This is a genomic window from Pseudarthrobacter sp. HLT1-7 (assembly GCF_059383435.1).
On sequence record NZ_JBWZCH010000027.1, the window covers coordinates 23318 to 34167 of the forward strand.

Below are 10850 nucleotides of genomic sequence, written 5' to 3' on the forward strand. Positions count from 1 at the left end.
ACGCGCGGCTGAGCAGTGCCGATAACCACTGATAGAGCACGGATCGCTCGTTTGACGGCCACGGATCGGCCACCCGAAACCATCCCAGGCAGGACACTGTGCTCGAATCCGTGACTTCCGCCGCCTTGGCCAGCGCCATGGACGGCCTGGCGCTGCGCCAGCGCTCCATCGCGAACAACATCGCGAACGTCAACACGCCGAATTACCACGCGAAGCGCGTCAGCTTCGAGGCGGCCCTTGCGGATTCCGTGAAGTCCGGCGACGGCAGCGTTGCCGCCGCCACCGGCACCTCGCTGGAACCCACCCAGCTGAACGGCAACAACGTCAACCTGGATACCGAGACCCTGTCCAACATCGACACCGTGCTGCGCTTCCAGTTCGCCGCCCGTGCCATCGGCGGGGAATTCAACGCCGTGCGCGCCGCGATGAGGACCAACTAGTGACGTTCGACGCGATCGGCATCGCCGGCTCCGCCCTGACCGTGCACCGCAAGTGGCTCGACGCCGTCTCGGACAACCTGGCCAACATGAACAACGCCTCAAGCACCAACGGACCCGCCTTTCAGACCAAGTACGTGGAAGCGGCCGAGGGCGCCGAGGGTACCGGCGTCTACGTCAAGAGCACCCAGCTGGGCGGCGGCGAGGGCCGGATCGTCTACCAGCCGGACCACCCGCTGGCGGACGCCGACGGCAACGTGAAGTACCCGGACGTCGACATGGCCGAGCAGATGGGCGCGCTCATCATTGCCCAGCGCGGCTACCAGGCCAACGCGCAGGTGGTGGACCGCGCCCGTGAAACCTACCTGGCCGCCCTTGAGATTGGAAGATCCTGATGCCTGTTTCCCCAATCGCACCCGTCCAGGGCGTTATGCCCACGGACTACCTTTCCGGTGCCGGTGCCGGTGCGCCCGCCGGCACGGACGGCTCCGCTTTCGGCGCCTCGCTGACCGGCGCGGTGGACAACCTCCAGCAACTGCAGTCGACGTCGAAAGAGCTCGCCGTCTCGGCCGTCACCGGCAACCTGGACGACATTCACAACGCCACCCTCGCCGCCAGCCGCGCCCAGATCACCCTTGAGCTGGTGGCCGCCGTCCGCAACAAAGGCGTCGACGCGTTCAACGAGATCATGAGGATGCAGGCCTGATGCCACCGCAGATTACCGGCTTCTTCCGGCGCTTCGGATCGGGCCTCAAAGGATTCACCACCGGCCAGCGCACCCTCGCCGCGATCGGCGCTGCCCTGCTGGTGGTAGGCATCATCGCCCTCTCCGCGTGGCTCTCCAGACCCACCATGACGCCCTTGTTCTCCGGCCTCAAGGACACCGACGCCAACGGCATCGTGGAGCAGTTGCGCAAAGACAGCGTGCCGTACGAACTCAGCGATGGCGGCTCCACCATCCTCGTGCCGCAGGCCAAGGTCTACGACGAGCGGCTCAAGGCGGCCGCCGCGGGGCTCCCGACAGCCGCCGCCACCGGCTACTCCCTGCTGGACAAAATGGGGGTCACCTCCTCGGAGTTCCAGCAGTCCGTCACCTATAAGCGGGCCCTCGAGGGTGAGCTGGCGAGCACAATCACGGCCATGGACGGCGTGAAGACCGCCGCAGTCCGGCTCGCGATTCCGGAAAAGACCGTCTTCGTGTCCAAAACCCCGGACACCACCGCCTCCGTTTTCGTGGAAACCGCCCCCGGCACCACGCTTTCCGGCGACAAGGTCCAGGCAATCGTCCACCTGACCTCCGCCGCCATCGAAAACCTCAAGCCCGCCAACGTCTCCGTTGTCGACTCGCAGGGCAACGTCCTGTCCTCGGTCGGCGCCGGAGCCGCCGGATCGGCGAGCAAGCAAGCCACCGACTACCAGCAGCGCACGTCCGACGCCGTGAAAGCCGTGATGGACCGCGTGGTGGGCCCGGGCAATTCCACGGTGGCCGTAGCCGCCGACGTCACCGGAGAATCAGCCCAGCAGAAGAGCGAAACGTTCGCCAATGCCGAGGGCGCCCTGCCGCTGAGCGAGTCCTCCAAAACCGAGAAATACACCGGGACCGGGGGAGGCGCCGCGGGCGTCCTCGGCCCGGACAACATCGCCGTCCCCGGCGGCACCGGCGGCAACGGCAGCTTCGACTCCTCGACTGCCACCAAGAACAACGCCGTCAACAAAATCACCGAGGACCGGGTGATCCCGCCGGGCGCCGTTAAGCGCCAGACCATCTCCGTGGCCGTCAACCAGTCCGCAGCCGGCGGACTGAACCTGGGCTCGCTGACGTCCCTCGTCACCGCCGCTGCCGGCATCGACGCGGCCCGGGGCGACGTGGTCACCGTGGAAGTGGTCCCGTTCAGCACAGCCGCCGCGGATCAGGCAGCCGCCTCCCTTGAGGCTGCAAAAGCCGACCTCGAGGCCCAGAAACAGTCGGCGTTCTTCGGCACCCTGATTACGGCCGGCAGCATCCTGCTGGGACTGCTGATCCTCGCCCTCGTCATCGCTATGGTGCTGCGGCGCCGGCAGAAGCGCGAGCCCGTGGACCTCGGCGAACGCCTGGACCTGGAATTGATGCCGGTGATGCCCGCCGTCTCGGCGCTCGAAGCCCCGCCCCTGACCTCGGCCATCCCGCTGGCGGCGCTGCCGCCGTTGCCGCCGTCGTCCTCCCAGCTGGAAGCCGAGAGGCAACGCGTTGAAATTGACAGCATGGTAGCCAACAACCCCGAGAAGGTGGCCGACTATCTGCGCGGGCTGATGGATGACAGGCAACCGGTATGAAACTCGTCGAATCGACACTTACCGGCACCCAGCGGGCCGCCGTAGTCCTGATGCAGATGAGCCCGACCAACGCCGCCCTGGTGATGGCGCAGTTCACGGATTCGGAGGCCGAAGAGATTGCCGCCGAGATCGTGCGCCTCCGGAAGGTGGACCCGGTAGTGGCCGAGCAGGTGATGACCGAATTCCGGGAAAGCGCCCTATCCTCCCCCCGCCAGGCCAGGGGCGGCCGGGAACTTGCCGAAAACCTCCTCGAGGCCTCTTTCGGTGCAACGAAGGCCGCCGGGCTGATCAACCGTTTGGCCTTGAACGTGGCGGGCCGGTCCTTCGAATTCCTCGAAGACATTGAGCCCGTGCAGGTCCTGGCCCTCATCGACGGCGAACTTCCGCAGACCATCGCCCTTGTCCTCGCCCACCTGAGTCCGCGGAAGGCCTCCACCGTGATGTCCGGGCTGCCGGGCTCGCTCCGGGCCGACGTTGCCCTGTGCATTGCCACGATGGGATCCGGTGCCCCCGAAGCGATCGGGATTGTGGCGGAAACCCTGAAGGTGCGTGGCGGGGCCGCCGTCTCGCAGCAGGCCTCCAAGGTAGTCGGTGGTATCCAGCCGCTGCTGGAGATCATCAATAAGGCCGACGCCAGCACCGAGCGCTCCGTGCTGGACGGCCTGGACCTGCTGAATCCGGAGCTGGCCGGGGAGATCCGGGCGCAGATGGTGACCTTCGAGGACATCGTCAAGCTGGAACGCCGCGACGCCCAACTGGTGCTGCGCGGCCTGGAATCGACGGTGCTGGCCGTCGCCATGAAGGGCGCCTCCGAAGCCGTACTGGAGAGCATCACCACCAACGTCTCCGGCCGCAACCTGGAAATCCTCGAAGCCGAGATCGCTGCGCTGGGCCCGCTGCGGGCCTCGCAGATCGAAGAGGCCCGGGCCGCCGTCGTCCGCTCCATCCGTGAGCTGGATGCCGAGGGCGCGATCACCATTCACCGCGACGAAGAAGACTATGTTTACTGACGGGTCCGACGCCGGCAGCGCACCGGCGCGGATCATCTTCCCTTCGCTGCGCTCGAGCGGCCCTGCCAGCGACCAGGCCGGCTACACCGAGGGCCACGCCGCCGGCTATGCCGCCGGCGTCCGGGCCGCCGCCAAGGAACAGCGCCGCTGGCGGGACCGGATGGCGGCCGAACAGGCTGCCTCGCTGGCCGCCGGGCAACAGGACCTTGACCGTGCTGTGCGCGCCCTTGCCGTGGCACGTACCGACTTCACCCTCCGCAATGTCCGGGCTCTGGAGGACGCCGAAGAGGTTCTGGCCCGCACCGCGCTGGAACTCGCGGAGGCCATTCTGGGCTACGAACTCGCCGAAGGCAGCCGGACGGCGCGCGCCGCCCTGGACCGGGCCCTCGCCGGCAACGAGGACGCCACCGTGCTGGCGATCCGGCTCAACCCGGCCGACATCGAGGTTCTCGGCAGGGAAGGCCAGGGACTGCCGGCCGGCCTGCGGCTGATAGCAGACCGGGCGCTGATCCGCGGCGACGCCAGGGTCGACTACCAGCAGGGCTGGCTCGATGCGGGCCTGGGCAGCGCCCTGTCCCGCGCCCGCACCGCCCTCCTCGGAAACCACGGCCGGGGCGACAATGCGCCGGGGGACCAGCCATGATCGCCGAGTGGCGCCCCAAGGGTGCTGACTATGCCGCGGCAATCAAGGCCGCCGGCCCGCAGCGGATCGGCGTCGTCACCTCAGTCATGGGCCTGGGCCTGGAAGTGTCCGGTCTGGACTGCGCTCTGGGCGATCTGGTGACCGTGGGGCAGGACCCGGGCCTCGACGCCGAGGTGGTCGCCGCAATGGCCGGCTCGGTGCGCTGCATGCCGCTGGGCCGGCTTGCCGGTGTTGCGGCGGGCGATCCCGTCCGGGCCAAGGGCGGCACCGTGCTGGTCCCCACCGGACCGGGACTCTTCGGCCGCGTCATTGACGGCCTCGGCCGCCCGATCGACGGCAAAGGCCCGCTCAGCAGCGGCCCCCGCGTGCCGATCGACAACGAAGCCCCGAACGCCATGAAGCGCGCCCGGATCGACACGGCCCTGCAGACCGGAGTGCGGGTCCTGGACACGATGACCACCCTGGGCAAGGGCCAGCGGATGGGCCTCTTCGCCGGCTCCGGCGTGGGCAAGTCCTCGCTGCTCTCGATGATCGCGCGCGGCACGGACGCCGAGGTCTCGGTGATCGCCCTCGTCGGGGAGCGCGGGCGTGAAGTCCGGGAATTCCTCGAGGACGATCTTGGCCCCGCCGGGCTGGCGCGCTCCGTCGTCGTCGTCGCCACCTCGGACGAACCCGCCCTGATGCGGATGCGCGCGGCCTTCACCGCTACCCGCATCGCCGAATCCTTCCGGGACAAGGGCCAGGACGTGGTGCTGATGATGGACTCACTCACCCGTGTGGCCATGGCCCAGCGCGAGATCGGCCTCTCCGCCGGCGAGCCTCCCGCCACCCGCGGCTACCCGCCGTCGACCTTTTCCGTCCTGGCCCGGCTGCTGGAACGCGCCGGCACCGCCGAAACCGGCTCCGTCACCGGCATCTACACCGTGCTGGTCGACGGCGACGACCACAACGAACCGATCGCCGACGCAGCCCGCTCCATCCTCGACGGCCACGTCGTGCTGGACCGGAAACTCGCCGTCACCGGGCATTTTCCCTCGGTGGACGTACTCGGCTCCATTTCCCGCGTCGCCACCAAGGTCAGCTCCCGCCCGCACCTCGAGGCGGCGGCGACCCTGCGCCGGGTCCTCGCGGCGCGCAATGCGGCACAGGACCTGATCGACGTCGGCGCCTACCAGACGGGCACCAATCCGCTGGTGGACGCCGCCCTGAACCACGAGCAGGACGTGAACGGCTTCCTGCAGCAGCCGATGGATGAATCCACGGCCCACCCCGAGTCCTGGATGCGGCTCGAAAACCTCACTTCGATTCTGGGAGCCGCAGCATGAACCGCCAATTCTCCCTGGCAGGGCTACTGCGCCTTCGCCAGATCCAGCAGGACCAGGCCGCCACCGGGCTTGCCCGCGCCCGGTCGCGGTCCAGTTCCGTCCGGGCCCGGGAAACGGCCGCGCGCCGGGAGCTCGCCGCCACCGACAACCCCAGCTCATCTGCGGTGTCCCTGCGGGCGATTGCGGCCGCACGGTCTTCATCGCACAGTATGCTCACGGACCTGCGGCACCTGGCACAGATGGCCGAAACCGAGGAAGCCGATGCCCGCAGCGAGTTCATCGCCGCCCGCACCCGCTCCGTGGGCCTGGAGAAGTTGCAGGCCCGCCACGATGCGGAGGTCAGCACCGAGGATCTCCGGGTCGAGCAGTCGGCCCTGGACGAAATCGCCTCGACCGTCTGGCACCGCGACGAGCAGCCGGTGACGTCATGAGCATGACCGAGGCGATCGGCCGGATGCAGGGTATCCAGTCCATGATTTCGGAGCTGACGAAGCCCGCCGCGTCCGAAAGCAACGCCGCCGCGCTGAAGTCCGCCGCGGCGACCTCGCTGGCCACCGGGACCGGAAGCGGCGACGCCGCCTCCTTCACCGAAGCGCTGAGCGCTGCGTTGGGCGGGACCGCCGGAGCCGGAGGTTCTTCCCTCGCCAACGGCCTGGGACTGGGAAGCACGACGGCGGTGGGGGCGCTCAAGGGCCTCAGCGCGCCCGGCACAGTTCCCGCGGCCGGCGCAGCAACGGGAACCGACGTGGTCGCCATGGCGAAGAAGTACATCGGCGTTCCCTACGTCTGGGGCGGCACCAACCCCGCCACCGGAATGGACTGCTCCGGTTTCACGCAGCGGGTCTTCAAGGACCTCGGCATCGAGATTCCCCGCGTCGTCAGCGACCAGATGAGCCAGGGGACGCCCGTCGCGTCGCTGGCCGAGGCCAGGCCCGGCGACCTGCTGGTCAGCTTCGGCGGGAACCACATCTCCATCTACCTGGGCAACGGCAAGGCGATCGACGCCCCCGTCCCGGGAAAAACCATCCAGATTCGCGACGCCTGGGAACAGCACTCCAACCTGACGTCCATCCGGCGGATCGTTCCGGCAGGGGCCGGGGCATGAAAGGCCTGGATCTCGCAGCCGCACTGACCGGACCGGTCCAGGGCCGGGGCACCGAGCAAGGGACGCGGCCGCGGCCCGAGGCGGGTGGCTCCGTTGCGGGCTGTTTCGACGCCGTCTTCAACGGTATCCACAATGTTCGTCCCGAGAAGGCGCCCGACGCCGATCCGACGGTGCGCGACGCACCTGCGGACGCCGCCGCGCAGGTTCCTTCCGACGTTTCAGCGAAAAATGCGGCGGTATTTGCCGGCAACGCGCAGCTGGCAGCCGGCATTGCAGGAAATCATACGCAGGCGACCCAACAGGGCGAGCTGGCCGCGGCACCCGGACTCCCGGTGACCTGTGATCCCGAACTGTCGTCAGCCCCTGCTGCCGTTGCGGCCGGAGCAACGCCCGGACCTGATCCGCGCCTTGCGGTGCCGGGAGCGGTTCTGGGCGGAATCAACCCGGTTGCTGTGTCAGCTCCGGCGGGCGGAATAAGCCAGGCGGCACCGTCGGCTCCGGCTCCGGCCGCCACTGCACCGCCGGCTCCGGCGACGACGCCAACACCTGTCAGCGGGCAGGTGCCGGGCCTGCAGCATGGGGATCCCGGAACAGCTTTGGCCAGTACGGCAATGCGGGCCGGCGCACGGCACAGCCCACCCGGCACCGGCACCACTGCCGAGGCCACCACGGGCACCATTACCCCCACGGCCGCCCATGCCCCGCTCACGACGCCTGCCAAGGGTTTTCAGGCCGGTGCTCCCGCGGCCGCAGTGGCGACGGCCACGGCTGTGCCGGGAAACGCTGTGCCCGGAATCGTGGTGCCGGGAAATGCGGTACAGGGAATCGCGGACCTGCAGGGTGTTGCTGCGGCAATGGCCGTCGCGCCGCCGCCCGCAACGCCCGCGCCGGCCGTAACACCGGCATTGCTGGCAACCGTCATGGCTGCCAGCGGCAGCGCGGCTGCCGTCGCCGCCGTCGGGCCGGCCCAAGGTAAGACGGTCCGAACAGATGCGGCAGGGCCTGCGGATGCGCTCGCCGCGGCCGGCGCGGCAGCAGCCGCAATGCCGGCCAACCATCCCGGGACGACACCGACACCGGCAGCGGCGCCCGTCCCGCAGCCTGCGGCCCCGGTGCCGTCCCAGCCCGGCGCCGCGCTCCAGCCGCAATTGGCCAAGCCGCTGTTCACGCTGGCCGGGGCGTCCCACGGGCAGCACATCATGACGTTGCAGGTGGCTCCGGAGGACCTTGGGCCGATGACGGTCAGGGCGCACATCGATGCCGCAGGCGTCCGGATCGAGCTCTTCGCCCCGGGCGATGCGGGCCGTGAGGCGATCCGCGGGATCCTGCCGGAACTCCGCAAAGAGCTCGCCGATGCCGGCTTCGGCGCCAGCCTCGATGTCTCGGATCACGGCGGCCCCGGCACAGCGGCCCGGGACGGCGAAGACCAGGATTCGGCCGGCCGGGACGGCACTGGCAGGGACAGCGGCGCCGGACCGGGCAGCCGGAACGGCCCGGGCGACCCGCGCCCCGGACACCGCTGGGATGCCCTCGCGGACGCCGGGACCCTGCGCAACGCCAGAATCCTGAACGGCGCCCAAACCACCCTCGACATTCTTGTCTGACACGAAGGAACGCGACTCATGACCATCCAGCCCATCGCCTCACAGCCGGTCACAGCCGCGGGGGAGACCCCGCAGGCCGCTGCCGTGCGCGCGCCCGTACAGTCCATGGATTCAGAGGTCTTTATGTCCCTCCTGGTGGCCCAGTTGAAGAACCAGAACCCCAGCGCGCCCATGGACACCAACCAGATGATGAGCCAGACCATCCAGCTCTCCATGATGGAAAAGATGTCCGAGCTGACCACCAACAGCAAGGAAGGGTTCTCCCTCCAGATGCGGCAGGCCGCCGCCCAGTTGATCGGCCATTCCGTCGGCTACACACTCGACGACGGCACCACCGGGACGGGCATCGCCAGCTCCGTGTCCTACTCCGGCGCAGTCCCGACCGTCAAGGTCGGTGACCTCTCCATCCCCCTCGACTCCATCACCGGGCTCACTGCTCCGGCCGCTTCCTGACCAGTTTTCCACCCGTAGAAAGGCAGTTCCCATGCTCCGCTCGCTGTACTCCGGAATCTCCGGCCTTCGCGCCCACCAGACCATGCTGGACGTCACCGGCAACAACATCGCCAACGTCAACACGGCCGGCTTCAAGGCTTCCTCCACCCAGTTCCAGGACACGCTGTCCCAGATGACGCAGGGAGCGTCCGGCCCCCAGGCCGAAACCGGCGGCAGCAACCCCGCCCAGATCGGCCTCGGCGTCCGCGTCGCCGGCGTCAGCACCAACTTCGCCCAGGGGTCTTCACAGAGCACCGGCCGAGCCACGGACATGATGATCTCCGGCGACGGCTTCTTCGTCACCAGCAAGGGCGGCCAGCAGCTCTTCACCCGCGCCGGCGCCTTCAGCCCCGACGCCGCCGGCCAGCTGGTCAGCCCCGACGGCGGCATCCTGCAGGGCTGGACCGCCGTGGCCGGAGTGGTCAACGCAGGCGGTCCGGTGTCCGACCTGACCCTCAACCCGAACACCCTGGTACCGGCGCAGCGGACCTCCGCCGTTACGATGGAGGGAAACCTACCCAGCGACGCCGCCACCGGCACCACCGTGCCACGTTCTGTGAAGATCTACGACGCCGCCGGTACGGAGCGGAGCCTGGCCGTGGACTTTACCAAGACGGCCACCGGCTGGGACGTTACCGCACGCGACGGCGGCGCCGCCTCCTCGGTCACGCTGACGCAGCAGCAGGACGGCACGCTGACCGCCAACGGACCGCTCTCGGTCAACGGCGTGAACGTGGACCTGTCCAAGGCCTCCGGGTTTGCCAAGGTGAACTCCATGATCGTCAGCGGCCAGAATGGTTCCGCGGCCGGCAAGCTGGAGTCGTACACCCTCGGCAACGACGGTTCTGTGATCGGTTCCTTCTCCAACGGCGTCAAGCAGGTCCTGGCCAAGATCGCGCTCGCTAAGTTCACCAACCCCTCCGGCCTCGAGAAGGCCGGCGGCTCGTCCTACGTGGCCACCGCCAACTCCGGCGGCGTGCAGCTCGGCGGAGCTGGCGACGCCGGAATCGGCAGCCTCTCCGGCGGATCCCTGGAAATGTCCAACGTGGACCTGTCCCAGGAATTCACCAACCTGATCGTCGCCCAGCGCGGATTCCAGGCCAACGCCCGCATCATCACCACCTCTGACGAGGTGCTGCAGGAGCTCGGCAGCCTCAAGCGGTAGGTACTGCCCGGCGGCTCCGGCTTCGGCGTTGTGCCGGGCCCGGAGCCGCCGTCGCGTTCCGGGCCGCATCCAGGCCGGTGTCCGGACCGTCCCAGACCGCGCAGGAGTAAACCATCGACGGGCCGAGGACGCGGGCATAGAAGTCGTTGCCCACGTCGTAGTGGTGCGAGATGGCCGCGGCGTCGCGCCTCCTGGAGTGCGGCAGGCCGGCGCGGACGGGCTTTGCTTCCTCCGGCGGCGGCGCGGGGTTCAGGCCCAGCGCGCCGAGCCGGGCTGCAGTCGTGAGGATCATCGCGAGTTCGCGGGCCGTGGGCCTTCTGAAAGGGCCGGGCTCGGCGAACTTGCCGGCCGAGCTCAGCGCGACGAACGCCTCGAAGAGGTCGCTTGGGGCGTCGATATCGCCGGCAACGTAGGCCCGGCTGAGTCCCAGTTGCCCTGGCGACCACAGGATCCGCCGCAGCGCCCGCGGCGACCGGAACACAACCACCGGCGCGCCGGCCGGCCCGGCCTCCGAGCCGTCCCAGGCCCGCAGCCGGAGCGGAATCTCCTTGGTGCCTAGGACAATGGCCAGCGCTTGGGCCAGCGCTGATGCAACACCGTTGCTTGCTGTCATGATCGTTGCCTCTTTTCCGCTGATATGTAGGCCCGGTTGTCAAGAGGCATGGATGAGCGGCTCCTGGGTTTTGTTCCGGGGGCCGCTCATCTTGTGCCTGCCGGGGGACGGTGTCGGTGCTGGCGAGTCTTTTCTCGACTGCA

12 protein-coding genes and 1 pseudogene are annotated in these 10850 nt (G+C 68.9%); 12 read left to right on the forward strand and 1 reads right to left on the reverse strand.

All coding sequences use genetic code 11. The features are described from left to right. Positions 1–98: 98 nt before the first annotated feature. Genes AC50X6_RS18275 through AC50X6_RS18330 form a run of 12 tightly spaced genes read left to right on the forward strand, consistent with a single transcriptional unit; the run spans position 99 to position 10094 of the window. Positions 99–440 (forward strand): flagellar basal body rod protein FlgB, encoded by a 342-nt coding sequence (locus AC50X6_RS18275; RefSeq protein WP_326968687.1) that lies wholly within the window; start codon positions 99–101, stop codon positions 438–440. Continuing rightward, the gene (locus tag AC50X6_RS18280) at positions 440–832 is read left to right on the forward strand and encodes a flagellar basal body rod protein FlgC (RefSeq protein ID WP_494967564.1); all 393 of its coding nucleotides are present in this window, start codon (positions 440–442) and stop codon (positions 830–832) included. The genes AC50X6_RS18275 and AC50X6_RS18280 overlap by 1 nt, the downstream gene beginning before the upstream one ends. Then, complete coding sequence (gene fliE / locus AC50X6_RS18285; RefSeq protein WP_494967565.1) at positions 832–1143, forward strand: flagellar hook-basal body complex protein FliE; 312 nt, start codon at positions 832–834, stop codon at positions 1141–1143. Before AC50X6_RS18280 ends, fliE begins: the two co-directional genes overlap by 1 nt. Continuing rightward, a complete protein-coding gene (gene fliF / locus AC50X6_RS18290; protein ID WP_494967566.1) occupies positions 1143–2750 on the forward strand; it encodes a flagellar basal-body MS-ring/collar protein FliF in 1608 nt (535 codons plus the stop codon). Before fliE ends, fliF begins: the two co-directional genes overlap by 1 nt. Beyond that, complete coding sequence (fliG, locus tag AC50X6_RS18295) at positions 2747–3760, forward strand: flagellar motor switch protein FliG (RefSeq protein WP_494967567.1); 1014 nt, start codon at positions 2747–2749, stop codon at positions 3758–3760. The genes fliF and fliG overlap by 4 nt, the downstream gene beginning before the upstream one ends. Further along, positions 3750–4403, forward strand: coding sequence for a FliH/SctL family protein (locus AC50X6_RS18300; RefSeq protein ID WP_494967568.1), 654 nt, complete (start codon positions 3750–3752; stop codon positions 4401–4403). Before fliG ends, AC50X6_RS18300 begins: the two co-directional genes overlap by 11 nt. After that, the gene (locus AC50X6_RS18305; protein ID WP_494967569.1) at positions 4400–5728 is read left to right on the forward strand and encodes a FliI/YscN family ATPase; all 1329 of its coding nucleotides are present in this window, start codon (positions 4400–4402) and stop codon (positions 5726–5728) included. Before AC50X6_RS18300 ends, AC50X6_RS18305 begins: the two co-directional genes overlap by 4 nt. Beyond that, the gene (locus AC50X6_RS18310) at positions 5725–6159 is read left to right on the forward strand and encodes a flagellar FliJ family protein (RefSeq protein WP_326968680.1); all 435 of its coding nucleotides are present in this window, start codon (positions 5725–5727) and stop codon (positions 6157–6159) included. The genes AC50X6_RS18305 and AC50X6_RS18310 overlap by 4 nt, the downstream gene beginning before the upstream one ends. After that, the gene (locus tag AC50X6_RS18315; RefSeq protein WP_494967570.1) at positions 6156–6833 is read left to right on the forward strand and encodes a C40 family peptidase; all 678 of its coding nucleotides are present in this window, start codon (positions 6156–6158) and stop codon (positions 6831–6833) included. Before AC50X6_RS18310 ends, AC50X6_RS18315 begins: the two co-directional genes overlap by 4 nt. After that, positions 6830–8437 (forward strand): flagellar hook-length control protein FliK, encoded by a 1608-nt coding sequence (locus AC50X6_RS18320; RefSeq protein ID WP_494967571.1) that lies wholly within the window; start codon positions 6830–6832, stop codon positions 8435–8437. The genes AC50X6_RS18315 and AC50X6_RS18320 overlap by 4 nt, the downstream gene beginning before the upstream one ends. An 18-nt stretch (positions 8438–8455) precedes the next feature. Next, positions 8456–8890 carry a flagellar hook assembly protein FlgD gene (locus AC50X6_RS18325; RefSeq protein WP_494967572.1) on the forward strand — a complete coding sequence of 145 codons (435 nt, stop codon included), beginning with the start codon at positions 8456–8458 and terminating at the stop codon, positions 8888–8890. A gap of 31 nt (positions 8891–8921) precedes the next feature. Continuing rightward, a complete protein-coding gene (locus AC50X6_RS18330) occupies positions 8922–10094 on the forward strand; it encodes a flagellar hook protein FlgE (protein ID WP_494967573.1) in 1173 nt (390 codons plus the stop codon). Positions 10095–10146: 52 nt separating this feature from the next. On the opposite strand, the pseudogene AC50X6_RS18335 reads toward AC50X6_RS18330, so the two are convergent. Continuing rightward, positions 10147–10707 (reverse strand): annotated as a pseudogene (locus tag AC50X6_RS18335) (class I SAM-dependent methyltransferase); the annotation flags it as partial. Between the last annotated feature and the right edge of the window lie 143 nt (positions 10708–10850).